The 25860-nt window shown below is 60.7% G+C and carries 31 protein-coding genes and 7 tRNA genes; 17 read left to right on the top strand and 21 right to left on the bottom strand.

The window, feature by feature from the left end:
* Positions 1–61: 61 nt before the first annotated feature.
* The 21 genes from ACZ7L6_RS15570 to ACZ7L6_RS15470 form a co-directional block, all read right to left on the bottom strand.
* Positions 62–4702, bottom strand: coding sequence for a lytic transglycosylase domain-containing protein (locus ACZ7L6_RS15570; protein ID WP_471923998.1), 4641 nt, complete (start codon positions 4700–4702; stop codon positions 62–64).
* Positions 4703–4710: 8 nt separating this feature from the next.
* Complete coding sequence (locus ACZ7L6_RS15565; protein WP_471923996.1) at positions 4711–5124, bottom strand: hypothetical protein; 414 nt, start codon at positions 5122–5124, stop codon at positions 4711–4713.
* Positions 5124–5429 carry a hypothetical protein gene (locus ACZ7L6_RS15560; RefSeq protein WP_471923994.1) on the bottom strand — a complete coding sequence of 102 codons (306 nt, stop codon included), beginning with the start codon at positions 5427–5429 and terminating at the stop codon, positions 5124–5126. Before ACZ7L6_RS15560 ends, ACZ7L6_RS15565 begins: the two co-directional genes overlap by 1 nt.
* A gap of 73 nt (positions 5430–5502) precedes the next feature.
* Entirely contained in the window at positions 5503–6087 is a 585-nt protein-coding gene (locus ACZ7L6_RS15555; protein ID WP_471923992.1) for a phage tail tube protein, read from the bottom strand.
* 58 nt (positions 6088–6145) lie between these two features.
* Complete coding sequence (locus tag ACZ7L6_RS15550) at positions 6146–6532, bottom strand: hypothetical protein (protein ID WP_471923990.1); 387 nt, start codon at positions 6530–6532, stop codon at positions 6146–6148.
* A complete protein-coding gene (locus tag ACZ7L6_RS15545; protein WP_471923988.1) occupies positions 6529–6891 on the bottom strand; it encodes a hypothetical protein in 363 nt (120 codons plus the stop codon). Before ACZ7L6_RS15545 ends, ACZ7L6_RS15550 begins: the two co-directional genes overlap by 4 nt.
* Entirely contained in the window at positions 6888–7205 is a 318-nt protein-coding gene (locus ACZ7L6_RS15540; protein WP_471923986.1) for a hypothetical protein, read from the bottom strand. Before ACZ7L6_RS15540 ends, ACZ7L6_RS15545 begins: the two co-directional genes overlap by 4 nt.
* Positions 7198–7770, bottom strand: a complete 573-nt coding sequence (locus ACZ7L6_RS15535) for a phage gp6-like head-tail connector protein (RefSeq protein ID WP_471923984.1) — start codon at positions 7768–7770, stop codon at positions 7198–7200. Before ACZ7L6_RS15535 ends, ACZ7L6_RS15540 begins: the two co-directional genes overlap by 8 nt.
* A 36-nt stretch (positions 7771–7806) precedes the next feature.
* Positions 7807–8847, bottom strand: coding sequence for a hypothetical protein (locus tag ACZ7L6_RS15530; RefSeq protein WP_471923982.1), 1041 nt, complete (start codon positions 8845–8847; stop codon positions 7807–7809).
* A 15-nt stretch (positions 8848–8862) separates the two neighbouring features.
* Entirely contained in the window at positions 8863–9447 is a 585-nt protein-coding gene (locus tag ACZ7L6_RS15525) for a hypothetical protein (RefSeq protein ID WP_471923980.1), read from the bottom strand.
* A 69-nt stretch (positions 9448–9516) separates the two neighbouring features.
* Positions 9517–10941 carry a phage portal protein gene (locus ACZ7L6_RS15520; RefSeq protein WP_471923978.1) on the bottom strand — a complete coding sequence of 475 codons (1425 nt, stop codon included), beginning with the start codon at positions 10939–10941 and terminating at the stop codon, positions 9517–9519.
* 3 nt (positions 10942–10944) lie between these two features.
* Positions 10945–12507: a hypothetical protein gene (locus ACZ7L6_RS15515; protein ID WP_471923976.1), complete on the bottom strand. Its 1563-nt coding sequence runs from the start codon at positions 12505–12507 to the stop codon at positions 10945–10947.
* A gap of 14 nt (positions 12508–12521) precedes the next feature.
* Positions 12522–12947 carry a phage terminase small subunit gene (locus ACZ7L6_RS15510; RefSeq protein ID WP_471923974.1) on the bottom strand — a complete coding sequence of 142 codons (426 nt, stop codon included), beginning with the start codon at positions 12945–12947 and terminating at the stop codon, positions 12522–12524.
* A 214-nt stretch (positions 12948–13161) separates the two neighbouring features.
* Positions 13162–13237 (bottom strand) — tRNA-Pro (locus ACZ7L6_RS15505).
* A gap of 51 nt (positions 13238–13288) precedes the next feature.
* Positions 13289–13361, bottom strand: a tRNA-Trp gene (locus ACZ7L6_RS15500).
* 62 nt (positions 13362–13423) lie between these two features.
* A tRNA-Lys gene (locus ACZ7L6_RS15495) sits at positions 13424–13496 on the bottom strand.
* A gap of 4 nt (positions 13497–13500) precedes the next feature.
* A tRNA-Asn gene (locus tag ACZ7L6_RS15490) sits at positions 13501–13572 on the bottom strand.
* Positions 13573–13673: 101 nt separating this feature from the next.
* Positions 13674–13747 (bottom strand) — tRNA-Asp (locus tag ACZ7L6_RS15485).
* A gap of 4 nt (positions 13748–13751) precedes the next feature.
* Positions 13752–13824 (bottom strand) — tRNA-Glu (locus tag ACZ7L6_RS15480).
* Positions 13825–13944: 120 nt separating this feature from the next.
* Positions 13945–14018 (bottom strand) — tRNA-Phe (locus ACZ7L6_RS15475).
* A 3-nt stretch (positions 14019–14021) separates the two neighbouring features.
* Positions 14022–14363 carry an HNH endonuclease gene (locus ACZ7L6_RS15470; protein ID WP_471924586.1) on the bottom strand — a complete coding sequence of 114 codons (342 nt, stop codon included), beginning with the start codon at positions 14361–14363 and terminating at the stop codon, positions 14022–14024.
* Positions 14364–14850: 487 nt separating this feature from the next.
* On the opposite strand from ACZ7L6_RS15470, the gene ACZ7L6_RS15465 reads away from it, so the two are divergent.
* The 17 genes from ACZ7L6_RS15465 to thyX all read left to right on the top strand — a co-directional run bounded on the left by ACZ7L6_RS15465 (position 14851) and on the right by thyX (position 25613).
* Positions 14851–15342: a hypothetical protein gene (locus ACZ7L6_RS15465; RefSeq protein WP_471923972.1), complete on the top strand. Its 492-nt coding sequence runs from the start codon at positions 14851–14853 to the stop codon at positions 15340–15342.
* Between the two features lie 566 nt (positions 15343–15908).
* On the top strand, positions 15909–16706 hold the full coding sequence (locus tag ACZ7L6_RS15460; protein WP_471923970.1) for a RecB family exonuclease: 798 nt from the start codon (positions 15909–15911) through the stop codon (positions 16704–16706).
* Positions 16707–16835: 129 nt separating this feature from the next.
* Positions 16836–17669 carry an AAA family ATPase gene (locus ACZ7L6_RS15455; protein WP_471923968.1) on the top strand — a complete coding sequence of 278 codons (834 nt, stop codon included), beginning with the start codon at positions 16836–16838 and terminating at the stop codon, positions 17667–17669.
* Between the two features lie 46 nt (positions 17670–17715).
* The gene (locus tag ACZ7L6_RS15450; protein ID WP_471923966.1) at positions 17716–18054 is read left to right on the top strand and encodes a hypothetical protein; all 339 of its coding nucleotides are present in this window, start codon (positions 17716–17718) and stop codon (positions 18052–18054) included.
* Positions 18054–18491, top strand: coding sequence for an endonuclease VII domain-containing protein (locus tag ACZ7L6_RS15445; protein WP_471923964.1), 438 nt, complete (start codon positions 18054–18056; stop codon positions 18489–18491). Before ACZ7L6_RS15450 ends, ACZ7L6_RS15445 begins: the two co-directional genes overlap by 1 nt.
* Entirely contained in the window at positions 18484–18783 is a 300-nt protein-coding gene (locus ACZ7L6_RS15440; RefSeq protein ID WP_471923962.1) for a hypothetical protein, read from the top strand. Before ACZ7L6_RS15445 ends, ACZ7L6_RS15440 begins: the two co-directional genes overlap by 8 nt.
* 15 nt (positions 18784–18798) lie before the next feature.
* Positions 18799–18960, top strand: a complete 162-nt coding sequence (locus ACZ7L6_RS15435) for a hypothetical protein (RefSeq protein ID WP_471923960.1) — start codon at positions 18799–18801, stop codon at positions 18958–18960.
* On the top strand, positions 18923–19324 hold the full coding sequence (locus ACZ7L6_RS15430; RefSeq protein ID WP_471923958.1) for a CHC2 zinc finger domain-containing protein: 402 nt from the start codon (positions 18923–18925) through the stop codon (positions 19322–19324). The genes ACZ7L6_RS15435 and ACZ7L6_RS15430 overlap by 38 nt, the downstream gene beginning before the upstream one ends.
* Positions 19248–19850, top strand: a complete 603-nt coding sequence (locus ACZ7L6_RS15425) for a topoisomerase (RefSeq protein WP_471923956.1) — start codon at positions 19248–19250, stop codon at positions 19848–19850. The genes ACZ7L6_RS15430 and ACZ7L6_RS15425 overlap by 77 nt, the downstream gene beginning before the upstream one ends.
* A complete protein-coding gene (locus tag ACZ7L6_RS15420; protein ID WP_471923954.1) occupies positions 19847–20248 on the top strand; it encodes a DUF3310 domain-containing protein in 402 nt (133 codons plus the stop codon). The genes ACZ7L6_RS15425 and ACZ7L6_RS15420 overlap by 4 nt, the downstream gene beginning before the upstream one ends.
* A 62-nt stretch (positions 20249–20310) precedes the next feature.
* Positions 20311–20520, top strand: coding sequence for a hypothetical protein (locus ACZ7L6_RS15415; RefSeq protein ID WP_471923952.1), 210 nt, complete (start codon positions 20311–20313; stop codon positions 20518–20520).
* Complete coding sequence (locus ACZ7L6_RS15410) at positions 20517–20906, top strand: hypothetical protein (RefSeq protein WP_471923950.1); 390 nt, start codon at positions 20517–20519, stop codon at positions 20904–20906. The genes ACZ7L6_RS15415 and ACZ7L6_RS15410 overlap by 4 nt, the downstream gene beginning before the upstream one ends.
* Positions 20903–21709 (top strand): metallophosphoesterase, encoded by an 807-nt coding sequence (locus tag ACZ7L6_RS15405; protein ID WP_471923948.1) that lies wholly within the window; start codon positions 20903–20905, stop codon positions 21707–21709. Before ACZ7L6_RS15410 ends, ACZ7L6_RS15405 begins: the two co-directional genes overlap by 4 nt.
* A complete protein-coding gene (locus ACZ7L6_RS15400; protein ID WP_471923946.1) occupies positions 21706–22257 on the top strand; it encodes a hypothetical protein in 552 nt (183 codons plus the stop codon). The genes ACZ7L6_RS15405 and ACZ7L6_RS15400 overlap by 4 nt, the downstream gene beginning before the upstream one ends.
* On the top strand, positions 22254–24251 hold the full coding sequence (nrdJ, locus tag ACZ7L6_RS15395) for a ribonucleoside-triphosphate reductase, adenosylcobalamin-dependent (protein ID WP_471923944.1): 1998 nt from the start codon (positions 22254–22256) through the stop codon (positions 24249–24251). Before ACZ7L6_RS15400 ends, nrdJ begins: the two co-directional genes overlap by 4 nt.
* Before the next feature lie 63 nt (positions 24252–24314).
* A complete protein-coding gene (locus tag ACZ7L6_RS15390) occupies positions 24315–24833 on the top strand; it encodes a hypothetical protein (RefSeq protein ID WP_471923942.1) in 519 nt (172 codons plus the stop codon).
* Positions 24834–24905: 72 nt separating this feature from the next.
* Positions 24906–25613: an FAD-dependent thymidylate synthase gene (gene thyX / locus ACZ7L6_RS15385; protein ID WP_471923940.1), complete on the top strand. Its 708-nt coding sequence runs from the start codon at positions 24906–24908 to the stop codon at positions 25611–25613.
* Positions 25614–25860: the final 247 nt, after the last annotated feature.

Raw genomic sequence — 25860 nt, 5'->3', positions numbered from 1 at the left:
AGGCGTAATGACTACTGGCGCCGCCGGTCTGGCCCTCACCGGAATTGGCATGGGCGCCTCCTTACAGGGTCGTGTAAAGGGCCTCCGCAGTTCTAAGAGCCCTCAGCACGGCCTGAGGCGTCGGCTCAGTGCGAGCCTCATGCACGTGAATTTCGTACTTCTTGCCGTTGAGAATCCCTTCGGTCTCCTCGTTGTTGAACACCCGCTCACCACCGCCAAACGCAACCAACTCACGGCCCTTCTCGCCCACCAGGGCGAGCCCCGGAGAAGCGGAAAGAGTGCCCGTCGCGTAACCCGTGTTTCCGGCAAGTACGGACTGCCAGCGGGAGCCATAACGGTTCCTCGCATAGTTCAGACCCGCATAGATGTTGGCGAGTGGGTTCGTGCTCGTCCCGTACGAGAATGGGCCGGTGTTCTTGAACATCCCGGCATACGCCTTGAAGGTAGGTCCAATGACCTGCATAAGGCCGACCGAAGGGTGACCAGCCTGCCAGTTGCTATCCCACTTGTTGACGATGGTGGGATTGCCGCCTGACTCCATGCCGATCCGGTAAAGGACCGTAGGCAGTGCAGTTCCAGGAAGGCCAAGCATCGAAAGTGCCTGAGCTGCAACAGGAGCCCACTTCTGAGCGCCTGAGCCCTTACCGGGCGCCGCAATGCTGGCCCCCATGTCGGGAATCTTGGCGTCAACCTTGGAACCCTTATCGAAGTCGAACAGGCCCTTCGTGTTCGGCATGGCCTCTTCGGCATTGGCCATGAAGCCGTCAAAGACTCGACCTACATAAGCAAGCGGAGCGTCCTTGACTTCCTTTACCGTCTCGATCATGCCGATCAGGTTGTTGTACGAGCCCGACAGAATGTCTCCGATATCCCCGAAGACGTTGGTCACCGCATCGACAGGATTAGTGATCGTGTCCCAAATGGCGCTGAGTGAGTCCCCTACACCGGAGTACAGGTTTTCCCATACCTTGCCCAGGGTCTCCAGGCTGAAGACGTGGCCCATGTACCGCTGGCCACGCTCGATAATATTTCCGCTGCCCTTCCAGACGTCATCCCAGAAGTAATCTCCCAGGATGGGGGACAGGGTTCCACCGAGAATTCCGGCTGCCTGACCGACCAGAGTTGGGACCTTCTTGAGGACCGTGTAAACGTCCTCGGTCATCCAGTCGTACATGCCCTTGAACTTCTGAGCACCCACGGCACCGCCGATGCCGGCGGAGTGGTCACCCGTCCGCAGAATGCCACCCTGAACACTTCCGCCGAGCGGGTCAGATGACCCGTCGAGCTTCATCGTCTTGAGCATTGCAGTGCCGACGGGATAAATGTTCTGAAGCTCGATCAGTTCCTTGATCTGGTCGAGATCGAACTTTCCTCCACCACCGCTACCGCGAGCGTGACGGCTGATCTTTCCTCGGACAGCAAGAGCGTTCCAAGAATTGATCGTGTCCGGGCCGATAGCCTGAGTTACCTCAGGACGAAGAACAGCCTCACCCGGCGACAGAATCGCCGGAATGTTGTCCACCCAAGGGGCATAGCCCGGCATGACGCCGTACATCGAAACGTCAGCCTGAGTAGCGACACCACCACGGGCGTTCTTCTTGCCCTTGGAGGAGCCACCAGAGCCACCGCCAGGAGACTTCTTCCCGATCCGCCCAAGGGCGTCGTCCAGGCCGTCACCCTCGTCCTTGGCCTTCTCCAGCGCCTTACGGAGGTCGTCAACCCGCTTGGTGATGTCCTTGAGGGAACGGCCGTTGAGCAGACCGATACGACCTGCGAGCGAGCCCGCCCCCGTGCCCTGGCCCACCTTCTTGTAAGCGGCGTCCGCACCATCGGTGAGCTTCTTGAACTCCGCGATGATGTCCGTCAGTCGACGCTTGTTGAGGTTGGCGACACGGCCAGAGGTGGACGACGACATGGCGCCATCACCGATCTGGTCCGCAGCCTTCTTGGCCGCGTCTCGCAGCCCGTTGACCGAGCCAGTGACCCCATTGACGTTCTTCTTGTCGAGGTTGCCAACGCGGGTGTTGTCGGAAGTGATCTCCTTACCCGCGTCCTGGGCAGCCGTCCTGAGCTGACCGAACTCCGCGGTGACCGCGTTGAGGTTCATCCCGTCGAGCGCGGTCACGTCGTTCTTGACCGTGCCGAGACGGGAGATCACATCCCGAGCGGCCTTCTCGACCTTCTCAACTTCCTGCCTGAGCTGGTCAAGGCTGGTGGTGTTGGTCTGCTGGGCCTGCTGCTGGAGGGAGTTCACGGCCTGGCCCGCCTGGTTGGCAGACCCCTGCACCGAGCCCGAACCGCCGGCAAGGGCGGCACGGATCTGCCGCATGTTCTCTCGGTCCGTCTCACGCAGCTCGTCACGCAGCTCGTTCGCTGCGTCTCGGGCTTCCCTGATCTGGTCCTCAAGCTCACGGATACGCCGCTGTCCGTCAGCCTCACGGGAGTCACGGCCCATGAAGCCGTCCAGGACGCGCCGCGCGTTGGAGCGACTGTCACCGTTGCGGTTGGTCGTCCGCTGCTGCCTGTAGGCGTCACGGCCTGCCTGGCGAACCTCACGGCGGGAACCGCCGTTGTCCCTGGCCTCATTGCGAGCGTCCCGAGCCGCACGCCGCTGACTGCGGACATCCCGCTGTCCCTCGTACGCGCGGACACCAGCTCGTGTCAGAGCTGCGGCAGGAGCGAAGGCACGGCCTACGAGACCGACCGCCTTACCGAGGACCTTGGACAGGAGCCCAACGGCCAGGATCAGGGGACCCCACTTGAGCAGGAACTCAGCAATGGGCTTGGCCAGATCAGCCAGCCCAGATTCCTCAATCCAGGTAGCAGCACGGTCAATCGTGCTGATGAACGTCTCGACACCATCCAGGAAGAACCCAAGGAAGTCATCGACCTTCGGACCCCACTTCTTTGCAAGATCCTGGACCTGATCCAGAATCCCGCCCTTACCAGCAATCTGGTTACCAAGCTCCGTGTACTGGTACTGACCGTCCTTGCCCTCTTCCACGAACAGGTTGCCCAACTCGAAAGAGGCTCGCTCCTTCATCTGCTGAATCCGACCGGTAATGGTCTGGCTCGTCATCTTCGCAGCGAAGCCCTGAGACCCATCACCCTTCTGGGTTCCCGGATAAGCCTCCGGATTCCAGAAGTTCAGCATGGCATCCATGATCTGCTTACCGGTTACACCGCCACCATCCTTGGCAGGCGTACCAATGACCTTCCACATCTCCGTTGAGTTCTTGAACCCAAGGAGTTGAGCAAGCTCAGACGCGGGCATACCGGAGGCTGCGGCGAGCTGCTTCACGTTCTTCGTGGGCGCCCGGTCCATATCCATGATCATGTCCATCGCATACATAGCGCGCTGGAATTGCTGAGGGTTGAGGTTACCGGCTCGGGCCATCGAGTCACCGATAGCCATAATCAGGTCAGTAGTCTTCGCAGCAGCCTTGTTGGCCGCACCGGTCCGCGTGCCCGCGTTCGTGCTGTACCAGCTCTTGTCAGTACCAGCGACGGAGCGAATGAGCTTCATCTGATACTCGTGCATGACGTCGATCGAGAACGGCGTGTCAATCGCATAGTTCTGGATCGCGGCCATCTGAGCCGCAGAGACAGAGTTCGATACACCAGCCGAAGAAAGACCGAGCTGACCGAGAAGACGCTTATCCGCGTTCTCGACACCGATAGCCGTCAGCGCGGCGCCGGCACCAGCCAGCGGAGCGAGGAAGCGAGTGGTCAGAATATTCGCGGCCTCGTTGATGCTCATTCCCACCTGGTCAAACCAAGTGCCCATACGCCGCAGGGCAGTTCCAGTCTTGGTGAAGTAAGACTGAGTGGTGGTGTTGGTGGTGTTGATGTCTCGGTTGATATCCCGGATCTGGTCCCGGAGCTGGGTCATGTTCCGCTGGTGTGCGGTAATGCCGTCCTGAAGCGCTGCACGCTGAGCGGCAGCCTGCTCCCGCAGCGACGTGACAATGGCAGTGGTCGCAGCACGCTGAGCCTGTATCTGGGCCTGAAGCTGCATCCGCTGATTCGCGGTCTGCCGCTGCATCTCAGCGCGATGCATAGCTGTCTGCTGCTGCATCTGCGCTACCTGAAGGCGCGTGGCCTCGCGCATCTCCGCAATCTGAACGCGGTTTGCCTCACGGGCAGCCTGGATACGCAGACGCTCTTGGGTCTGCTCGAACCGAGTCTTCTCACGCTCAATACGGGCGTGTTCCGTCTGAGTCTGCTTGAGAGCCCGTCGACGGTCCTTCTCAAGCCTTTCAGCCGCAGCAAGCCTCTGCTTGGCGGCAGTCTCCTCCAGGCGCACGGTGTCACGAAGAGCGTTCTTCGTTTCCTGGGACGCCTTCTTGAGGGTCTTTGACTTCTTCTGCTCCAGCTCACGGAAGGCACGGAAACGGGCTGCGGCTTCCTCGCCGTACTCCTTGGTGATCTGGCGCTCAATGCGCGCGAGATCCTTAGCAGAGTCCTTCTTGGCCTTCTTGGTCTTCTCGTTGGCCTTCTTGGCCTGCTTCTCGACCTCAGCCGGCAGGGTTTCAAGGCCCTTCTTGGCTCCGGCAGAAATGTCCCTCGCAGCCTTCGCCCCGAGCTTTTCCATCTCGGAGGAGACCTTACGACGAAGCTCCTCCACGTCCTTCTGAAGGACCTTCGGAATGATCTCGATGTAGCCCGTACCGACCTTGATTGGGCCGCGTCCTTCAGCCATGGAACCCCCTAGGCGCTGTTCAGCCGCCCAAAGAAGCTCGTGAGTTCCTGCGCATCGCTGAACTCCTGCTGTCGGTCGGGCTGCGGCTCCGGATCACCGGGCCGTGGAATCGGTGGAGGAAGCTCAAGGTCTCTCGCGTCGGACTCATCGACGTTGGCCTTGAGGAAGAGGAAGTTGGAAAGCTCAAGCGCGTCAGACATACGCGCGAGCATGTAATCCCGCTCGGGCCACTTGGCGCGTTCGTCCATGGCCATAAGCAGAGTTGAGCGTCCGGGCTTGCTCATCAGAGAGCGGATGAGGACCCCGATACGGCGAAGGGAAAGCCGTCCGTGCCAGAGGTCCAGGAGGTCAACGCTGAAGAACTCCATGAGGTCTGCCTCTAGTTCGTCAGGGAACTCCTGAATGACACGGACGACTGCCATCAGTTTCCCGAGTCGTCGTCACGCCCCTGAGCCTCAGACATCTTCTTGGCGAACTCGCCGAAGTCCTCGATGTCCGGGCCAGTCGCGAGGTACGCGGCCCACTGGTCCTCGCCAAGGATGAGCTGAGTAGCCACCAGCTCGTCATCCGTCATCAGAACCTCAAGCGGGAAGTTCCTCGGGTGAGGGAGCTTGAAGGTAAGCCCGCGGTGCTCGAACGTGAAGAAGGTCTTCTTGGCCTCAGCCGCAGCCGCAGCAACCTTCTTGGCACCGTTCTTCTTTGGGCCGGACTTCTTCGCAGTAGACATGGGGGAACTCCTTGGGGTGGGGTAAGAGAGAGGGTGCCGGGGGCGTAACCCCGCCCCGGCTCAGGGGACTTCCTTACGGAAGGATGTCGTCGTTGGTGAGGACGTAACCGAGCTTCCCCGAGGCATCCATGGCCTCAATCGTCAGCTCGAACTTTCCGTTCTCCGTCCGACTGAGCTGAATTGCTCCACGGTCGGAGATCATCGCCCGTGGAATCACGCACCGGTTCCGGATAGCGCCCTGGTTCCAGTCCACAACCAGAGAGATTTCCTTGAGCTCTGGAGTGGACGAGAGGTCGAGCTTGAAGACACCGGTACCAACAGGGGTCGGGTCGGTGGACATGATCTCAACCCACTCGGCACCCCAGAACAGCTCAGTCACAACCTCGTTGGTTTCCTGGAGAGTTGCCTTCACGCTGAAACTCGCGGACGTGACGTTGTAGAGAACTGGAGTCGCGGACTGCCACGCATTCACGGGCTGCGTCTCGATAGCAGGCGTCAGAGTGACGCCACCCTCATCAACGTAGCCGAGCGCCTTGTAACCGGTAGGTGCAGTGTCAGGCGTGCCGAGATCGGCAGGCACAACAAGGGTGCCGCTCGTTGGGGCTACGTAGATGGCACCGTTCGGAGCAAACCGAATCTTCTTTGGATCATTGGCCATAGGGCCTCCTGAGGGCATAAAAAAAGCCCCCAGGAAGGGGGCTGAGAATGTGGGAGTGTCAGACTGCGGTGTAGAAGACCGCTACTTGTCCGCAATACACGTGCTCGCGCGAGGAGTCGTCTGGGTCGTACTTCGGAGAATCGATCTCCTCGACGTCCAGGACGAGAGCACCACCAACCGCAGTGTCCGGAAGATCCTCTAGAAACTTCTCTCGGACGAGAAGCGCGAGATCGACGGATTCCTTACGGTCCATCGAGTAAGCGGCGTACTCCACGTCAATCCGGTCCATGGTGTCCCGCACAACGCGGAATCCGCCCATGTGCTCAAGGTAAACGGCGGTCTCACCGGTGACATGGTTGTTGAGGTCACCCAGCACCGATCCATCAGGGATGTCCGGGATGGATTCGAGATAGGTGACCAGGAACTCTATGGGGTCAATCCTCATTCCACCCTCATTTTCAGAAGGGCGCCCTTGAGGTACCTACGGCCCTTGATCCGTCGACCGCGAGGGCTGGTGAACCCCCGCTCTTGCAGCATCGCGTGACGAACCTGGGGGTCGTCCTCAATCACGACGTTGCCGAACCATCCGTCATGGTCGAGCCGTACATACGCCTCGATGTTCTTCTTGATGGCATTCCAAGGAAGCGTCTTGTGACCGCGCCTCGGGGCGTCAGTGACGGCTCTGTGCAGGAGTTCGCCCGTGTGCTTCGCCACCAGCTCCTTCACGTCAGGAAGGGCCAGCGCCTCGCGCTGCCAGTTCTGGTGAAGCACGAGCCGGGTACGGGCGCTCTTGGGCTCGGTCATTTCAGTGCCCTCCAGATGGAGAGCTTCAGGTGCCGGCGGGAGGTGTAGCCCCATCGCTCAGGCTCCCCGTCGACCTCGTACATGTGGCCGTTGAGGCTCACCCGGTCTCCAGAGGAGACGAGAGCGGAGTAGGGGAGGAAGGCGGTGAGCCGCTCCTGAGACTGGTCACGTGCAGGGGAGTACGACTCATACGCCTTGTCCGGCTGGACACTGGCGAGCCCTTCCCAGACCTTCACGGCCTGGTCCCAGTCGGGACGGGAGGTGTACGCGTTCTTGATCGTGGGAGCCCGCCAGACCTCAACAGGGTCAGTCATGGAGTACAACGGGCCCCCTCAGGTCGAGGACGGGGCCCTCTCTGCGAAGCGTCAGGCTGGCAACACCACGGCGCCACCGCCCTTGGCGGAGGCTCGTCCTGGTGGCGGTTGAGAGCGTCTGCGCCGAGCTGGCGCCTGCGAACGTCACCTCGACTTCGCCGACCCGCTCACTCTCCACACCAGGGGAGAGGGCAAGCCAGCGGATCACTTCGGAACAGGCGATGGCTCGGAGCGAGGCGGGTATGGCCTCGTAGCCCCAGGAGGCTGTGAGGGTCACCGCGGATTCGCCCCAGTCGGTCTCACGGGTCAGCTGACGACCGTTGAAGGTGTAGTCAGTGACGGCCTGGCCGTTCTGCAGGACGCCGGCAACGGTGAGGAAGGTCTGATACCGGGCGGGGATGTAGAGGACACAGCCACCCTCCGGATAGAGGGTGATGCTCTGGCCGCTCCGCCTGTCCATGTCCCGACCGCAGTAGTCCTCAATGAGGCCCGTAACGTCAGCCAGGAAGGCCGACACACGGTCTGTTTCATCTGCGGCGATGGGCCGCCCAATGCGGGCGGCCACATCGTCAACGGAAGCCAGAGGCAATGAGACCTCCGATCAGACCGCGTTGTGGGTCGAGATCAGCGTCTCGACGTTCTGAGCCACAACGAGCTGCTCAGGGCGGATCACCTTCGCGTCATAGATGACGCGGCTCTTGATGGCGTTGGTGAACTTCGCCTCAGGCTGGTAAGCCTGCATCTCTGCGAACGGGACGATGAGCGAGACCGCAGCAGTGGAGCCCATGAACATGTCCACCGAAGAGAAGTCGGTGTGACGGTTCTTGACGAGCTTCTCAGTGGAACGGGTGTGAGAGCCAAGGGTGTTGGCGACACGAACCGGGACACCGAGAATCTGACCGATGACGCCGGAAGGCATCACAGCGCCACCACCGAAGTGCGAGGCGTCGATGAACTTCGGATCACGCAGAAGCGCAGAACGCAGCTTCGGCGAGATGAAGAGGAAACGATCCTGCGGAGCGCCCTTGATGTCGAGCTTTTCGAGCATCGACACGACGAAGTCATAGACGCTGATGTCGACACCAGCGACGAAGTCACCGTCAACGATGGCGTCAATCTTGCCGTGCAGAGCAGGCAGACCGGAAACGGTCGCGTTGCGGTCCTCAGTGCCGTTCAGGTCCTTGCTGGCGACGGCCGCAAGGAGGGTCTTGGCAATAAGGCTGTCCAGCGTGTTCGCCAGAGTCCGGGCACGCTGCTTGATGAGGTTGCTCATCAGGTCGATACCCGACTTGGTCTGAAGCTGGTGCAGGTTGTCAAGCTCCAGGTGGAAGCTGGAACCCTTGGCAACGGTCATCTTGATGTACTCAAGCTGAGCGCGGTCCGCAGTACCGATCGAGCCGTACGACTTGACAATTCCCTTGTCAGTCACGGTGTCAACGAAGTGAGGGATACGAACAACGTCGCCCTCACGCCGGAACTCGCCCTCATACTGGCGATTCACGATCTCCGGGGAACCGAGAACAAGATTGTCGTCCAGGTCCTCAAGGAGCTGGGCAACCCAAATCTCGGGGATGAAATGGCCCCCTGCGGCCTGGAGCTGGCCGGCACCGGTGTTGTTACCGGTCTGAGTGGTAAAGGTCATGCGTTACCTCATTTTTCAGAGGTCCCCCCTCATAAGCGCGTCGAGCTTGCCCGCCTTACGGGCAGCAGCAATGTCCTGGGGAGACATACGGGAAAGGGCGTCACGGCCGAGTTGACCGGCGGCATAACCCCCGGAATCGCCCTGACGGCCAAGGCCAATCCCCTGGGCAAAATCAGGGGCCTTGGACGGCTGCGGAAGGGACGACACAAACGCCTGAATGGCAGAGGAATCCGGAGACCCGTCAGCGCTAAGGAAGCGCTGGACATTCAGGAACTCGGCAGGCGGCAAATTCACACCAGCGGTAGCGGCCTGAACACGAAGCTCGGCCTCAACGAGGCGAGATCCGACTTCTGAAAGGGCAGCATTTCGCGCCTCTTCCCGGGCCTTCTCAAGCGCCTTCTCAGCGTCCGTCATGGACGCTTCCTTGAGCTGGGAAAGCTCAGTGCGGGCGTCGTTGTAATTCTTCTCGTTCTGGCGAGAAAGGGCCTTCCACCGCTCCACGTCCGCCTGAAGCTGCTCCATAGAAGGAGTGACAGGAGGAGTCGGAGGAGTGGCGGGGGGCTGCTGCTGGTCGTTCTGCTGCTGCGTGGTGTCGTCCATGGGAGCCTTCCATTTCGGTGGCATCAAAAAAGGCCCCCATTTCGGGAGCCGTCCTTTGGTGAATATGGTCTACGCTGCCTTGCGGGCTGCGTTACCTGAGTTGCCCTGTGGGGCCTTGTGGGCTGCCTTCTCGGCAGCCTGCTGGCCGTTAGGCTGTTCCGGCTGCGGGGCCGGGTACTTCTTCGCCAATTCCATTGCGTCCTTGGCGTCTTGCTCCCGCATTGAGCGGAAGCGCTCAATCTGCTGCGGGGTGTATCCCGCATCAAGAAGGAGCTGGTCTCTCGGAACACCGAGCATCTGAGCCTTGAGCAAGGCATCCATATGTTGCGCTTCAGTGCGGTTCTCAGGATCACGCCAGATAACCTCAGCCCCGTGGGCATCGGCTCTCTTGTCACCCATAACCCGGAAGGCCAGGCGCATTACGCGCTCCCAAGCCTCACCGAAGTGCAACATGCGCTCTCGCGCCTTTGCGATCAGTCCAGCCTCAGCAGAGGTAATGGACTCACCGGATGGGGCCGTACCGCCATTCAGAAGGAAGTAATGGAATGGGATACGGCTGATGCTCGCCATATGCTGAACGAGCATGTTGGTCAAGTTCACATAATTCTTGAGGTCCGCTGCTTCGAACTGACCGAACTTCACGTCGGGAGACTCGGCCTGGAGGAGCTTGTCAACGGCAACCCGGTAGGGCTCGACAGGGCGGCCCTGGTCGTCCTCCTGGATCTCCAGCCCCGTCACGTACCGCTGAGGCCAAGCCGCGTACTCGCTCGCCACCAGGGCGTCAGCCACGGTCTTGTTGATGGCGTCCTGGAGGGGGATGACCACAGCAAGGTCAGAGAGGTATGGGCCCGTCAGGCGGGACCGGTTGGGGATCGGGATGACGGGAGGTTCACCGAGCGGGTTCTTGGCGGCCTTGTAGTCGCCCCACTGCCCGGTCATGCCTGAGCCCGTGTAGACGTGGCCGTTCCACCAGAGGGTGACGAATTCCCTGCCCCAGTCGTCTGTGTAGAACTTCGCTGCGGCCTCGATGTCCCATCGACTTCCGGGCTTGTGCTGGACCACGACGTTCTCAGCGCTCTCGACGCTGATAGTCGGGTCGCCGGCACCGTCCGCCCACACGATCGCGTACGAGACTCCGTGAACCATCGAGTCCAGGTGAGCCGCGTTCGACTCGGCATCGAGGTGGTTGCGCTGCCAGATCTCCCGAGCGTCCTTGTCTCCGCCGGGCTCGTCCGTCATCTGGAACCCGTCGATGAACATGCGTTCATTGACGGAATCCACGATGAGCCCGCAGAAGTTGTCAGACCAGCGCTCGAAGACACGGCCGAACTCGCTTTGGAACTTGGCCTGAGCGAACACCATCTTCTGATGCTTGCCGTCGTAGTACTCCGAGCAGAACCGCAGGTAGGTGCGGCGCCTGAGTAGCTTTGCGTGTAGCCAATCCACCCACCCTGATGGGGTGTTGGGTGGGGACCCAACTTCAATATCGGCCAATGGCTACCACCCCACTACTCGTGACCTCCGGATCTGCATACGGCCATCAGCGATGGCGTCAGCTCTCGCCTCCAGGGCGAGCACGGCGCATACGGCAAGGTCGATCTTCCTTTTGGATCGGGGAGAGTCCTTCGTGATGAGGAGCCCCTGAGGTACTTCACGGGTCACGGCGTTCAGCACATGGCGTGTAAGCCTGTGGTCCCCGTCATGCTTCAAGTCACCGACCATGGCGGCAGTTCTGAAACGCTCGACCGCCTGAACCATGCGGGTCGGCTTGTTCGTCCAGAACTCAAAGACGTAGTCCTCGCCGTGCTCGATCGCCCAACGACCGATATTCTCTTGCCAGTAAGGCGGGTCAGCGTAGAACCACTCGACGCGATAGCGTCGGAACGTTTCCGCAACAGCGGCCTCAACCGAGAGAACATCAACTTCCCAGTCATCGGGAGCGTGCTCGGGACGCTCCCAGACACCGAGGACGAACAACTTCGCATCCCGCAAACGGACTCCGACAAGGCCCGTAGCGTCACCGCGGATCGAACCGTCAAAGCCGACGGCTATCTGATCACCCGGCTTGATCGGGTCATCATCGTCAAGACACGTATCCCACTCGCTCTTACTCATCCAGCCGTCGGAACTCTCAGCGATCTGGTTGAAGAAGAAGCGGCAATACGTGCTGTCCGGAGTCGTGCGGTCGTACAGGATCGTCCGCGTCAGGCCCTCAATATCGGCCCAACTCGCGTCGCCGTACGCCTCGATGAGGGCGGCTCGAACTGCGTCAGCATCCCGGATGTCCTCAAGAGCAATCGAGCCCTCAAGGCAGTCGTACAGCCAATAGCCCTGCGCGACCATCTCACTTTCGTGAATGATCTGGGCAACGCTGTCCTCGTTGGGGTTGTACGCGTTCGTGGTCGAGACCCACCGTGAACCGGCTTTGGTGGTCTTCTCGATATTTCGCTTCAAGGTCTGGAAGAAGTCCGGGCCCCCGTTCGACCCCACCCAGTGATGGCATTCGTCCATCAGGCAAAACGATGGTCGATTTCCCTCGTTGGTGCGGCCGGCAGTGGCCTTCGGCTTGATGGAGCCGGGCTTACCAGACTTGAATTGCACGACCATCTTGCCGATGTCGAGGCCGTAAATCGCTTCGGCTGGAGACTCCGAAAGCATGCCTCGGATCATGTCCATTGTCTGCTCTGTCTGGTCCAGCGCAGTGGCGCCGACCTGGACGACAGGCAGAGGTACAGGCTTACCAACCGGCAGCCCGAACGCGTCCCAGTGAGAGAATCGACAGGGGCCTAGAAACTCGACAATGGCGAGGGCCGCCAAGAGCGGCGTCTTCCCCCACCCTTTAGCGCGGCGAAGAGTGGCCGCGCTGAACTTCCATGTTCCATCCGGGTTGATGGCGTAAAACCAGAGTACGAAGCGGAGTTGTTCCGGAGTGAACTTCCACGGTTCACCCGCCGTGTCTCCGTCAGGCTGGACGATGAACTTCTGAGCCCATCGGATGATGCCGTAACCAAGCGTCTCGTTAGGCTTTGGGACCCCTGCGGGCAGATTGCCTGTCTGCAAGGATCACCGCCTATCTAGGAGCCGTTCAGCAGCTTGTAAAGCTCCTCATCCATATCCATCTCTTCGGGCGCCTCAGGGGCAGCCGCGGGTTCGCCCTCGCCGGGCTTCTGAAAGGTCATTCGGAGTCGGGCGCGGTCCTCGACCGTCGCGCCCCATTTGGCAACCCGCTGCCGGATCTCCCCGGCTAGCTTGAGGTCGCCCAGAAAGAGGCCGTCGACCAACTTCGTGGTCAGCTCCAGCTCAGCCCAGTCGGTCTCTGTCCAAGCTGCTGTCTGAGGGGCAGTGCTCCACGTCTTCCAAAACCGCTTGGCTCCGGGGGTCGTGATGCCGAGTCCCTTCGGCAGCTCGCGGCCGGGCTGAGCCTCCGCCGGCAACGTCTGTGCGTGCTCGTGAACGTTGCGCCGCTGCGCGTTGTCCTTGGGGGCGGGTCCTCGTGTCATGGGAGCCGCACCCCCGAGAGGTCCACGTCCACCAGGTCCGCCAGGTCCTCAAGCTCAAAGAGCGCGTCCTGACGCCAACCTCGCTTGCGCTGAGCCCTGTTGGGCACGTCAGCGGCCCTCAGCCGAGGGCCCTCGGGCTCGTCCTGGCCCTCGTACATTGCTGCATCACTTCCCTGAGGTAACAACAACAAAGGCCCCTTCGGGGGCCTGGTGGTGGTCTAGTCGGCAGGTCTCGAACCTGCGGCCTCCGCATCCCAAATGCGGCGCTCTGCCTACTGAGCTACGACCAGAGGGGGACTCGGGCCCGTTACGGCTACGGGTGCCATGCTCCAAGTCCCTTGCTGAGCCGGTTGGATTCGAACCAACATCCCCCGGTTTTGGAGACCGGTGCTCTTCCGATTGAGCTACGTCCCATTGCGAGAGAGCCGCCCTCTGGCGGCCGAGGAGTGCATGCCCCGCTTACGTCCCTCGCTCCGTGAATCTGGTTGGACTCGAACCAACGGCACCAGGATTAAGAGTCCCGTGCTCTACCAACTGAGCTACAGATCCATAGCTGACATGGCTGGACTCGAACCAGCAACCTGAGGATTAACAGTCCCCTGCTCTGCCATTGAGCTACACGTCATTGCGGCGCGGAAACCACTCCGCCCCTTATGCGCCCCCGCTGAGACTCTTACGCGACTCCTGCCGCTGGTCCCGGACCATTGCACACTTCCCAGCTCCGAGCGCTCCCTACCGGATTCGAACCGGCAGCCTTCCGCTCGACAGGCGGGCGCTCTGACCAATTGAGCTAAGGAAGCATGAGGCGCGTTACGGGATTCGAACCCGCGTCGCCTCCCGGAAGGGGAGGAGTTCTAGACCGCTAAACTAAACGCGCGTCTCCTCCGTCCCCTGATCAGGGGGAGTTTCAGAGACAGGGGAGCTACCCCACTTTCACGGACAGGTGCACGCCGCCTACGTCGTGCTTTAAGCCCTCAGGAAAGGGCGCCTGTCCTCGTCGGCCCCACTGGATTCGAACCAGTGACCTCCGGGATTTCACTCCGGTGCTCTACTCATCTGAGCTAGAGGCCGTTCCTACTTCTGCCGGCGGTCCTGTGCCGACTTCACACGGTGGCACGAGCGGCAGAGCGTCTGTGCGTTGTCCAGGGTCCAAGTACCGCCCTGGGCGATGGGAAGGATGTGGTCGACCTCAAGAGCCTCCTTGGCTCCGCACTGGACACAGGCGAAGCCGTCACGAGCGAGAGCCCTCGGCCTGACTCGGCGGTCCCACAGTCGGCGCTTAGCGTCCCGGAGCTGGTTCCTGGCGCTGGTCCTGGACCAGGGCCGTTCGGCAGGGGCATGTGTGACACATCGGCCGTTCCTTGCGCTCCGTTGGGTACAACCGACCACGAGGCAGATGGAGGCAGCTCTAGGCATGACCACCACCTCGATTCGATCGTGCGTTCGAACATCTTCGGACACGTTGGCAATGCTTACGCCAACACGCTTGGTGGTGGCCCCGGAGGCTTCTAGTCTGGCGCCGGGGCCACCTGCCCCGACTGGCTCTCTACCTGGGCTGACCACCAGCAGGGAGACTCAACAGAGGGGGAAGAGTTTTGTTGCACCGGAAGTAAGCGGATCGTCTCAGTCCGGTAAAAGCAACAGTGTTTCGTTACTCCAAGTAATTGTCTGAGTACTAAAGCAACTGCATCCGTTGTCTTTAACTCTCACTAAGTATGTACGTGTCCTGTTCGCTCCTTCAGGACGTGACGGGTGGCGCCTGAGACCTAGATCACAGAGACCTCAAAAGCCGGTGTAGACCAGATGGTTGGCCCGGTAGAGTGCTGTACGCTCCCGCGCCCCAACCCGCTGGAGGTTGCTGAAACTTGAACCGCTGCTTCGCCTGATCGAATGGAAATGGGAAATGAGACCGCCCAAGCTCCCGAGTGATGTCGAGCTTCTGAAGCGTGAAGCTGCTGGTTTTTCTCATGCGGAAATCGGGGCAGAGTTCGACGTCAGCCGGCAGGCGGTCACGAAGCGGTTCAACAACATGGATCGGTACGCGCGGCAGGCGTACCGCGACGTCACTAACGTACTTCCGTGGGACCTCTCGAAGTTCCCTGACAAGGACGCTCTGAAGAACTCCGAGGCGTTCACCGGGCTGCGGGCCTATGTGCGTCAGCGCATGGGGGGCGAGGTCTCCGACAGGTCTCAGCTCGCCCTTCGCACGTTCATGAACCACCTCGATGCTGGAGAGGTTCTTGAGTTGGACCCTGTCCAAGGAGTCCAGTGGGTGAAGCGGGACCCTCAGAGAGATGAGTCACTCGCCATCCGTTGGCCCGAGGGCGTTCCGAAAGATGAGCGGACCTCACTATTCCGATTCACTCCAGCTCAGCACGAGGTTACGGCGGAGTAACAGCCTGGCGCATATATGGGCCCGAGCAGGTATGACCTGCGCGGGCCTTCTTTGGTTGCGTTCCGAACATTGAGCGCTTGCTGTGATCCAGGCCACATCGATTTTCACGTTTGCTTCACGAGTGCTCCGGCGTACGCTCATGACCATGAACGGCCCTTCGCACGAGCGTTCGAACGCGTACGAGGGGCGCAGCACGAGGAAGGGGGGCGTGGTTCTCATGGGCCAGGGGGCATCGGCAAGCCGGTGGGAGACGCGTGAGGAGCTGTGGGACGCGATCGTTGAGGCTCAGGTCGTTCAGAGGGTGGAGGTCTACCGGTCGGACGCCCTGAGGATCGCCAGAGTAGCCACGTCCACGGTTGGGACGTACTTCGTCGTCACCGAATCTGAGCTGATGTTCGGTGAGGACATATCGGCCCTTCTGGAGATGAGCGCAGAACTAAGGGCGCCTTGGCGAAATCGGGTTGTGGAAACGGATTCCTACGATCACCCTCACAGGTGGTTCCCGTTGTCCACAAAGTTCTGGGTGCATGTGGTGCACCCGGAACTGCAACCCGATTGGGAGGCGCATGAGCGACCGTTTTTCTGTGCTGGCCAACATGCCTCGATCCGTCAGCCAAGCCGAGCAGTACGAAAAATGTCCGCACCAGTACGAGCTACAGCGGCTTAGGAAAGTAACGCCTCGTCCTGCGGCATGGTCTCATCAGGGAACGGCATTCCATGCCGCGATTGAGACGTATGAGGAGGGCGGGCGAAGGCTCACCGCGGATCAGGTTGCAGACCTGTTCCACGAGGACTACACGAGGCTCATCAATGAAAGCCTTGCCAAGGAGCCGAACCTTGACCGGTGGATGACCGCCGGCACCGATGGGCAGTCGGACATTGAGGCCCGGTACGTCCTGGGGATGGAACAGGCGCGGGCCTACGTCAGATGGGCGGAGGAGCACCAGCCATCCATCTGGAAGGACCAGGTGACGGGCAAGCCTGGCATCGAAAGGCACTTGACGGCTGACATCGGTGGTGTCACTGTCCAGGGCTACGTGGACCAGCTCCTAGACCGGCCAGACGGTTCGGTCCGGGTGCGGGACCTCAAGACGGGCTCGACCAAGAGCAAGTTTCAGCTCCAGACGTATGGCGTCCTGGTGCGCAAGGTTCTGGGGGTGGAAGTCAATGATGCGGATTGGTACATGGCCCGGACTGGCGGCCTCTCCAGGCCCGTCGACCTGACGGGGGTCACCGAGGCCGACGTTGCGGACCGGTACGTGAAGGTGGACCAGGGCGTCAAGGCGGGGGATTTCCCTGCCCGTCCTGGGTTTCACTGCCGATTCTGCGATGTCTCTCACGCGTGCTCAGCTAAGCGCGGGTAGAAACCTCGTTGCTTAGTGAGTGCCCCTGGCATATGCTGCAAGTAGCAGGACACGCCCCATCCGGGGCATTTTTTAAGGCAAGTAAGTTGCCTCCTGGGTGGGGCGTGTGACGGAAAGGAAGGTGAGCCATTGTTCTCCCTGGCGCAGTCAGTAAGGATTCGGGGGGCCGCAGGCGAGCCGATTCCTCACACGTTCAAGTCTCTGCGGCGGCTAGAGGTCGAGTTCCGAAGGTCAGAACTGTCCCTAGTCGTAGCTGGACCTGGTACGGGTAAAAGCCTCTTCGCGCTATTCCTGGCGATGACGGCTAATGTCCCTGTGCTCTACTTCTCTGCTGACTCAAGCTCGGCGACCCAGGTATCTCGGGCCACGGCCATGATCACAGGGGAAGACTCCAAGGCCATCAAGCGAGCCTTGACGGAGGGGGATTTCTCGGACTATGAAGCGGCCCTAGGGAAGCGCTGGTGGACAAGGTTCAACTTCTCCGCCAGGCCGACGCAGCAGGAGATAGAGCTTCACCTTCTGTGCTATCTGGAGGTATACGGATGTACGCCTCATCTTCTGGTGGTCGACAACGTTACGAATGTCGACACCGGAGCCGTAGGGGACGCGGAGAGCTTTACATTCGGCTTGGAGGGCTTGTGCGAATACTTGGACGACATGGCGCGGGCCACAGCCGCTCATGTGCTCGGTCTCCACCATGTAACCGGGGAGCACTCTGATGGACTCAAGCCCATTCCGCTCAGTGGCGTTAAGGGCAAAGTTCACCGCGTACCTTCCCTTATCCTCACCATCCACAAAGAGGTTGACGGAATGAACAGCCGCATCCTTCATGTGAGCCCGGTGAAGAACCGCGAGGGGTTCGAGGACTCGTCCGGTGGGACCTTCGCAAGTTTCCGCCTCAACCGCGCAAACCTGCGGCTGGAGGAGCTTGACGAAGAGCTTCCGGACCTTCTTTCTGCTTAATTAGTTGCCTCCTGGGTGTGAAAGGCGTAGCTTGAAAATGGAAAGAGTGGCAGCAGTTCAGAACATCCGCGGTGGCTTCAAGGCTGAGCGAGAGTTCGGCTTTGCTCTCGAAGGTCGATTCCCCGGACTGGATCTGTCGGGGGTAGACACGGAAGGCGTCGCGATGGTCGTTGAGATAGGCGACCCGAGGCGGTTGAACCTGCACCAGCTTTCCAGGGTCCTCGTGGGGGCCGCCAAGGGAGGCGTGAAGACAGCGGTCATCAACTTCCGCGCGAAGGAGATGGTCACGGCAGTCCCGCTCTTCAACCTCTTCGCCATGGTGGACGAGAGCGCCCGACTCAAGGAAATGCGCAAGCTGGAGAAGGCCATCAGGACGGGGGTCTAATGGCCGAACCCCGCAAGGGATACCGGGAGTGCACGAAGTGCGGGAAGAACAGATCTGAGAGGTTCTACACCTCCTCTCGGGGGAAGGTCTGTTCTTCCTGCCGCAAGGCCGGTCGCCGGCAGGCATCGCGAAACGCGAGGCTCCAAGCCGCATACGGGTTGTCTGCCGAGGACTACAAGCGCCTCTTGGAGGCGCAAGGGGGAAAATGCGCGATCTGTAGAGAGACGCGTAAGACCAATTTGGCCGTGGACCACTGTCACAAGACAGAGGCGGTTCGCGGCCTTCTTTGTGCCCGATGCAATGGCCAGCTCCTAGCACGGGGGGCACGGGACAGGCCAGACGTATTGCGGCGGGCCGCCGATTACCTAGAGGACTATCCGGCTTGGAGAGTTCTCGGACCTCGCTACACCTACGACAAAAGGACTGAACATGGCTGAGGCCAAGCGCACGACCGTTGAGAAGGTTGTCACCGAGGCGAAGAAGGTGCCGGCCGTCACGCTGACGCTGACCACTGAGGAGGCCGAGGCCCTTCACGCTCTGGTGGGCAACATCACCGGTGACAGCAAGCTCTCTCCGCGCAAGCACACGGACGGCATTTACTACGCGCTCCAGCGGGCTGGCATCGAAACCCTCGGGAAGCCGATCCTCAAGCAGCTTTCCGGCGGTACGCGCTGGCTGAACGAGCCCAAGTCGTCGTACCCGTCCTACTCCTCCGCCATCCGCTTCTGACGCTCGGGAGTACACGTGAGCGACATGAGCACGGGTTCTGACCCGTCGTACTCGCGGCAGTGGCGCGGCAATTACCACATGTGGCAGGCCGCGGCTCGGAAGTACGAATTCCCGGTGACGCGCTACAAGGTGGGTCCCAATGGTGAGCGACAGCTCATCGAAACCACCGATCGCTGAGGTTCTTACCCACTACTACGGGTTTTCCACGGAGGCGACGAGGGGGCGAGTGAAAATCGCTTGCCCCCTCCCTTCGCATCCGGACTCTAACCCTTCAGCGTCCGTGGATCTCGATAAGAACCGATGGAACTGCTTTGCATGCAACCTGTCGGAAGACTCATACGCCGTAATCATGAGGGAGGAGAAAGTTGGCTTCACTGAAGCCAAAGAACACGCACGTAGCCAATTCGGTGGAGACAGCGAAGCGGTATCACGAGAGCTACCAAGGGAGCCCGGCCGAGGCGTACGTGACGGCTCGGGGCCTCGCAGAGGTAGCAACCCGGTTCGGCCTGGGCCACGTCGCTTCGGCTCTACCTGGTCATGAGCGATACGCGGGATACCTCTGCATCCCCTACGTCCGCCCCGCTGGGGGCGAGCACGGTGTAGCAACCTGCCGCTTCCGGTGCATCGCTGACGAGTGTGTGAAGGACCCCAGCAGCGGCCTCTACTACTTCCAGACGGGCGAGAAGGAGCGGCACGAGGGGCACGGCAAGTACAAGAGCCTGCCCGGCGATCCTCCGAGGCTGTACAACACCTCAGCCCTGATCGAGCCCAGCCCAGTCTTGGTCGTCGTGGAGGGGGAGTTCGACACCCAGTCATGGACGCTCGCCGGCATCCCTGCCGTTGGCGCCCCTGGCACAGGGACATGGCGGGACTACTGGACGCCTGCCCTGCTCGGCTACGAGGTGGTCTACCTCATTGCTGAGGACGAGCCCGGCTTGGTCTTCATGGACCAGCTAGCGGCCGATCTCCCGAACGGCAAGGTCATCAAGATGACTGACGCCCGAGATTCCAATTCGGTCCTAACCAACTTCGGGCCCGAGGCCCTGACGAAACGGATCGGTCTGTGAGTTACACGGTGGATGACAAAGTCATCGTTCAGGCGGGTGAGCACACGGGGAAGCGCGGACGAGTAGTCAGCGTGAACGTGGGGGGCCTTTACCCGATCTACGTGAAAGTTTACGGCTCGGTCATTCGCTACGTCTGGTACCGAGACAACGAACTCAAGCCGATCCCGAAGGCGGTTCCTGTGAAGGCGACAGATTCCGTGAACCATCCGAGCCATTACACATGGCTCCCGAACGGCCTTGAGGTAATCGACCTCACCGAGCACATGAACTTCAACCGCGGCAACGCAGTGAAGTACCTCGCTCGCGCTGGACGAAAGTCCAAGGCAACTGAGCTGGAAGACCTCAAGAAGGCCCGTTGGTACATCGAGCGGGAGATATCTCGAATGGAGGCGTCGTGAGACGCGTAACTGTCGCTGCCGGGGCCGCACTCGCGGCCCTTTTTCTTTCCGGGTGCAGTTCCATGACTGAGCCCTGGAACGACGCTCCCGTGTCCTACAAGGACGACGGCCCGGCAGTCATTCACTCCATGCCGGATGGCTTCGCCAACTTCGCCAGTAAGTGTGATGGCTTCGGCCATCGCGTCTTCACCACCAGAGGCGGCGAGAAGGCCGGAAAGGCCGTAGCCGTTATCGCAGATCCGAAGTGCTACAAGAACGGGGACAACCGGTGACTACTGCAGTGGAAATCGAGATCACTGACGAGAAGGCCCTTGCGACGCTGCGGGAAGTCGTGGCGGAGCGTCCCGAGTACGTGTATTCGGCTCCAAACCACATGAAGGAAGACGAGAGGGACGCCTCTTGCTTCTACGTGCACACCGATGAGGACGGCTCACTAGTCTCTGCCGGCTGCGCAATTGGCGTGGTGATGCACCGGCTTGGCGTTCCCCTGGAAGCCCTGGTGAAGGAGGAGGGCTGTAGGGCCCTCGGGGTGGTTCGGCGGTTCTTCCCGAGCCTTTCCCGAAAGACGTGCGAGCGATTCAACGATATGCAGATGAGCCAGGACGACGGGAACCCGTGGGGGCTGGCTTACGCACAGGCAACGGGGGAAGCCATTTGAAGCGTGTAGTGGTCATAAGCGACCTTCAGGTTCCGTACCACGATCCCAAGGCGCTCAACAATTTGATCAACTTCATCGGGGATTACCAGCCCGATGAGCTGTATCAGATCGGAGACCTCAACGACTATGAGACTCCGAGCCGTTGGAACGAGGGAACGCGCTACGAGTACAGGCAGCAAGTCAGAAGCGATTCTGACGTAACGAAAAAGCGGGTCCTGGAGCCGATCCGGGCCGTCTATGACGGTCCCTTCGGAATCCTGGAAGGGAACCATGACCTTCGTCCGCGAACGTATCTCTCTGCCAAGGCCCCGGCTTTGGCAGAGTACGCCGACGATTTCCACTTCTCCAAACTGCTGGAGTTCGACGCCTTCGGTATCGACCTCACTCCTCCCTTCCATAAGGTCGGGCCGGACACGGGGCTGATTCACGGCCACGAGATCAAGGGCCTGTCGAGCATCGCGGGAACGACCGCCTACGGTCATGCGAGCAAAGCGACCATGAATCTGGTCATGGGCCACACTCACCGCCTGGGCGTCCGCCGGCACGGCCCTTCGCATCTCGGGGGAATGCGATGGGGCTTTGAGGTCGGACACATGATGGACCCGAGGAAAGCGCAATACCTTGGTCCTGGAGCTGTAGCGAATTGGCAAAGTGGCTTCGGAATTCTCTACGTCGGAGACCACGACGTATCCCCCTACCCCGTAGATATCCGCCGAGACGGCTCATTCGTCGTGGAAGGCGAGCGTTACGGAAAGATCGCCAGAGGCGCCGGGGGGCGCTTTGCAAAGAAGGGGGACACGTGACCACGATCGATTGGGCTCACGTGGCGGACATCGCAGACAAGACGGCCCGATCCATCGCTTCCGCCTGGAGCGTGGTGGAGAAGGACGATGTGAAGCAGGCCATTCTTCTTCACGCGTACGAGCGCCGAACGCTCATCGAGAAGAACTACACGGATACCTTCCTGTGGCAGTTCGCCAAGAAGGCAGGCGCGCAGTACGCCTCAAAGGAGCGCGACGCGCGAGACGTTGAGGACGGGAATTACTACTACACGCCCGACGAAGCGAAGTTGGCCCTTGCCACTTTCGTGTACTCGGACGAGGAGATTGGACAGATGCTCGGCCGTGAAGATGACCTTCTTTCCTGCCGTATCACAGACAATCTCGTATCCGCTCGTCTCGATGCGTCCTTGGCCCTCAACCGGCTACCTCCAAAGACGCGAGAGGTGCTGATGCGCCGCTACGTCTACGGCATGCCTCCGAAGGACGACACAGAGCGCAAGGCGAGCAACCGCGGACTCGATGCGCTCGCCCGGCAGATGAACCGCGACCTACGAAAGGTGACTGCATGACTGCTTTCCCAACCGAGACCGCCAGGACGGTCTATGAGCGTACGTACTCCCGCGTGAAGCCCAACGGCCAGCAGGAAACATGGGAGGAGACCGTTGAACGTGTCGTGGACGGCAACCTTGCCCTTGTCCCGGAGCGCTACACAGAGAAGGGCGAACGGGCGGCACTGCTCGACCTGATCCGGTCCTTCAAGGTGTTGCCGGCGGGCCGACACCTCAAGTCCAGCGGTGTTGCTCCCTTCGCCCTGAACAACTGTTGGGCGGCAGGCTGGGACCCGAAGCGGCCTGAGGAACACTTCACCTTCACGCTCCTTCGCCTGGCGGAAGGCGGGGGTGTCGGTGCCAACTACTCATCGAGGTACTTCGAGGGCTTCCCCGAACTGGTCATCCCGGTAGAGGTTCACATCGTCTGTGACCCTGACCATGCAGACTTCCTTGACCTCGTTGAGGCCGGGCTGATTAGCACGGAGTACAGCCACGAGTGGGCTGGGGCCTATCAGGTCCAGGACAGCCGCGAGGGCTGGGCTGAGGCCCTGGGGGACCTCGTACGGACGGCACACGATCCCAAGACGCGTCACGCAGCTCGGGTCTACGACGTGAGCCATGTACGGGCCAAGGGGACACCGCTCAAGGCGTTCGGCGGTACTGCAAGCGGTCCTCAGCCCTTTGGCCAGATGCTCAAGGCCGTGGGCCAGGTGCTCAAGGAGGGCCATGGTCGGCAGCTCCACGGCGTTGACGCCATGCGGATCGATCACGAGATAGCTCAGTGCATCGTCAGCGGAGGGGTAAGGCGGTCCGCCCGTATGTCGATCATGCATTGGCGTGATCCGCTGATCTGGACCTTCCTGCGAATCAAGTCTGAGGGCGGTCACTGGACGACCAACATCAGCGTGGAGATTGACGACGACTTCGTTCAGCTTCTCCGCAAGATGTCGTCTCCCTCCATGCCGATCCTCCGAGAGATCGCTAAGGGGATGCTCCGGAACGGCGAGCCCGGGATTTGGAATTCAACTCTGACGGCTGAGGGGGAGGTTGATGGGACCTACACCACAAATCCCTGTGGTGAGGCGACATTGACCCCCTGGGAGCCCTGCAATCTCGGCTCCGTCAACCTAGGCGCCTTCGTGGACGAGAACGGGGAGATAGACGACGAGGGCCTTCGGAAGGCTCACAGGTACCTCACTCGGTATCTGATCAGAGCTACATTCGCCAAGGTTGCTGATCCGAAGTCGGCCGAAGCAATCGCCAAGTACCGGCGTATCGGTGTGGGGCATCTTGGGTTCGCTGACTTCCTGGTGAAAATCGGGGTGAAGTACTCCGAGGCTGCCAGAAAGGGGGTGGACTTTGAGCTTGACATCATGGCTCAGGCGGTCACTCTTGCAGCTCGGGAGTACGCCAACGAACTGCGGATTCCCGTACCGATCAAGGCTCGGGTGATCGCGCCGACCGGTACGACGAGCAAGCTCGCCGGCACCAGTGGCGAGGCCGTTCACGCACCGTTCGCGGGGTACTTCAAGCGTCGTATCCGCTTCTCTGACCTTGAGCCTTCCGAGAAGGCCCAGGTGGAGGAGTACCGGCGCAAGGGATACCACGTGGAGCCGGACAAGTACGCGGCCAACACCTCTGTTGTCACCATCCCGACGAAGGACCCGCTTGTTGAAGTCGGGGGCGAGAACTTCCAGCACGCGGGAGACCTGACCCTTCGGGACATGTTGTCGGTTCAGGCCCTCTATCAGGAGCATTGGGCGGATCAGGCTGTCTCCTACACGGTAAATGTCGACCCCAACGCTTATTCGGTTGACGATCTCGTTGACGCTCTGGTGCCCTTCCTTCCGAGGCTTAAGGGAACCACGGTGTTCCCTGAGTTGTCCTTTGAGCAGCCGCCTTACGAGCGGATCACCAAGGAAGAGTACGAGGAGCTTGCGGCAGCCGTAGGCATTGAGACCGCGGACACCTCCTATGACGAAATCTGTGCATCGGGCGCCTGCCCGATCTAGGGCCCTTTTTCATGCCCAATTAGTTGCCTCCTGGGTAACTCGTAATGACGCGGAGTGAGCTGAATGAGCTTTCCGAATCCGTTCGACGGCCCCTCTCCATGGGGCGAACCCGAAACTCCAAAGGAGACCCCGCCTATGACCCAGCCTGCCGTGAATGCCACCTCTCCGAGCAAGTTCAAGATCGGCCTGACCTTCAAGGCCGCTGCCGGGTTTGACGCGGAGTGGATCACTCCCACTGTCTTCGGCGAGACCGCCGAAGAGGTGGCGGTGAACGCGGTGGACCTGATGAAGGCCCTTGCCGACAAGGGCGTCATCGACCTCGCGGCGCTGGCGGCAAAGAAGGTCCGGGAGACCCACCAGCCGACCGCCGGCAAGGGCGGCAACGCGGTTCCCAAGACGTTCAGCGGCGGCAAGGTCCAGCAGCAGAGCGCCCCTGCTGCGGATGGCGACTCCTGCCAGCACGGCCGGACCCTCCGAGAGGGCCAGGGCGCGAAGGGGGCTTGGGCCGCTCTGTTCTGCAATGCCCCAAAGGGCTCGCAGTGTGACCCGCTCTGGCGACAGAAGGACGGCTCTTTCTCGTAAGGGCTGATCGCTTTTTCAAGGCACCTCAGGGGGCCGGGGATTCCTCGGCCCCCTTTCCTATGGAGTCATTCAGTGGCAGACATCTCCATCCGGTCTGACGTAACCGTGAAGCTGGTCAACATCTCGGCCAACGACGCAATGGTTGCCAAGGCCGCGCGAGTCTCAACCATCGGCAAGCAGTCGGCTGCTGACGATCTGCCGACCGAGGGTCTTATCAACTTCCTCATTCGGGATAGGCACGGCAGCCCGTTTGAGCACAACTCTTTCACCTTCCTCGTAGAGGCCCCGATCTTCGTAGCCCGAGAGCACATGAGGCACAGGGCTGGTTGGAGCTACAACGAGGAATCCGGAAGGTACAAGGAGCTTGAGGGTTCCTTTTACGTACCTGCCAAGGAGCGAGCCCTTTCGCAGGTGGGCAAGCCCGGTGCCTACGCCTTCAAGGCGGGCAGTGACGCTCACTTCGCTCGTATGGCTACCAACATGCTGGAGGCATACGGCGAGGCATTCGCCGCCTACAAGGACATGCTGAAGGCGGGCATTGCACGTGAGGTAGCCCGCATGGTTCTTCCTGTCGGCATATTCACGTCGTACTACGCGACCTGTAACGCCCGATCCCTCATGCACTTTCTGAGCCTCCGAACCATCTCCGAGGACGCCCAGTACCCCTCATTCCCTCAGCGGGAAATCGAGATGGCGGCAGAGGCGATGGAGCGCGAGTTCCGTATGTCAATGCCCCATACCCATGCCGCCTTTGTCAAGCACGGCCGAGTGGCGCCGTAAAGGGGGTACGGGGGGATTCGAAAACTACTTGACCTTTACTGCTGCCAGGGGGGAGCAAGTAAGGGGTATCGCGACGCAGGGTTTGAGGTGGTGGGCGTCGACATAGCTCCGCAGCCTCGTTACCCCTGGGAGTTCGTACAGGCCGAAGCGATTCAGTTCCTACTCACGTATGGACACCGATTCGACTTCATACACGCCTCACCGCCGTGTCAGCTTTACAGCAAGACACAGCGAATCATGCAGAACG

Source organism: Streptomyces sp. NPDC107522, from assembly GCF_055657525.1.
The sequence above is the reverse complement of the archived record's forward strand: the minus strand, read 5'-3'. Positions and strand labels throughout refer to the sequence as shown.

Excerpts from the sequence above, each read along its gene's own strand:
- ACZ7L6_RS15570 (WP_471923998.1), bottom strand. The coding sequence starts at position 4,702 with ATGGCTGAAGGACGCGGCCCAATCAAGGTCGGTACGGGCTACATCGAG.
- ACZ7L6_RS15565 (WP_471923996.1), bottom strand. The coding sequence starts at position 5,124 with ATGGCAGTCGTCCGTGTCATTCAGGAGTTCCCTGACGAACTAGAGGCA.
- ACZ7L6_RS15560 (WP_471923994.1), bottom strand. The coding sequence starts at position 5,429 with ATGTCTACTGCGAAGAAGTCCGGCCCAAAGAAGAACGGTGCCAAGAAG.
- ACZ7L6_RS15555 (WP_471923992.1), bottom strand. The coding sequence starts at position 6,087 with ATGGCCAATGATCCAAAGAAGATTCGGTTTGCTCCGAACGGTGCCATC.
- ACZ7L6_RS15550 (WP_471923990.1), bottom strand. The coding sequence starts at position 6,532 with ATGAGGATTGACCCCATAGAGTTCCTGGTCACCTATCTCGAATCCATC.
- ACZ7L6_RS15545 (WP_471923988.1), bottom strand. The coding sequence starts at position 6,891 with ATGACCGAGCCCAAGAGCGCCCGTACCCGGCTCGTGCTTCACCAGAAC.
- ACZ7L6_RS15540 (WP_471923986.1), bottom strand. The coding sequence starts at position 7,205 with ATGACTGACCCTGTTGAGGTCTGGCGGGCTCCCACGATCAAGAACGCG.
- ACZ7L6_RS15530 (WP_471923982.1), bottom strand. The coding sequence starts at position 8,847 with ATGACCTTTACCACTCAGACCGGTAACAACACCGGTGCCGGCCAGCTC.
- ACZ7L6_RS15525 (WP_471923980.1), bottom strand. The coding sequence starts at position 9,447 with ATGGACGACACCACGCAGCAGCAGAACGACCAGCAGCAGCCCCCCGCC.
- ACZ7L6_RS15510 (WP_471923974.1), bottom strand. The coding sequence starts at position 12,947 with ATGACACGAGGACCCGCCCCCAAGGACAACGCGCAGCGGCGCAACGTT.
- ACZ7L6_RS15470 (WP_471924586.1), bottom strand. The coding sequence starts at position 14,363 with ATGCCTAGAGCTGCCTCCATCTGCCTCGTGGTCGGTTGTACCCAACGG.
- ACZ7L6_RS15465 (WP_471923972.1), top strand. The coding sequence starts at position 14,851 with ATGAGACCGCCCAAGCTCCCGAGTGATGTCGAGCTTCTGAAGCGTGAA.
- ACZ7L6_RS15460 (WP_471923970.1), top strand. The coding sequence starts at position 15,909 with ATGAGCGACCGTTTTTCTGTGCTGGCCAACATGCCTCGATCCGTCAGC.
- ACZ7L6_RS15445 (WP_471923964.1), top strand. The coding sequence starts at position 18,054 with ATGGCCGAACCCCGCAAGGGATACCGGGAGTGCACGAAGTGCGGGAAG.
- ACZ7L6_RS15440 (WP_471923962.1), top strand. The coding sequence starts at position 18,484 with ATGGCTGAGGCCAAGCGCACGACCGTTGAGAAGGTTGTCACCGAGGCG.
- ACZ7L6_RS15430 (WP_471923958.1), top strand. The coding sequence starts at position 18,923 with ATGGTGAGCGACAGCTCATCGAAACCACCGATCGCTGAGGTTCTTACC.
- ACZ7L6_RS15415 (WP_471923952.1), top strand. The coding sequence starts at position 20,311 with ATGACTGAGCCCTGGAACGACGCTCCCGTGTCCTACAAGGACGACGGC.
- nrdJ (WP_471923944.1), top strand. The coding sequence starts at position 22,254 with ATGACTGCTTTCCCAACCGAGACCGCCAGGACGGTCTATGAGCGTACG.
- ACZ7L6_RS15390 (WP_471923942.1), top strand. The coding sequence starts at position 24,315 with ATGAGCTTTCCGAATCCGTTCGACGGCCCCTCTCCATGGGGCGAACCC.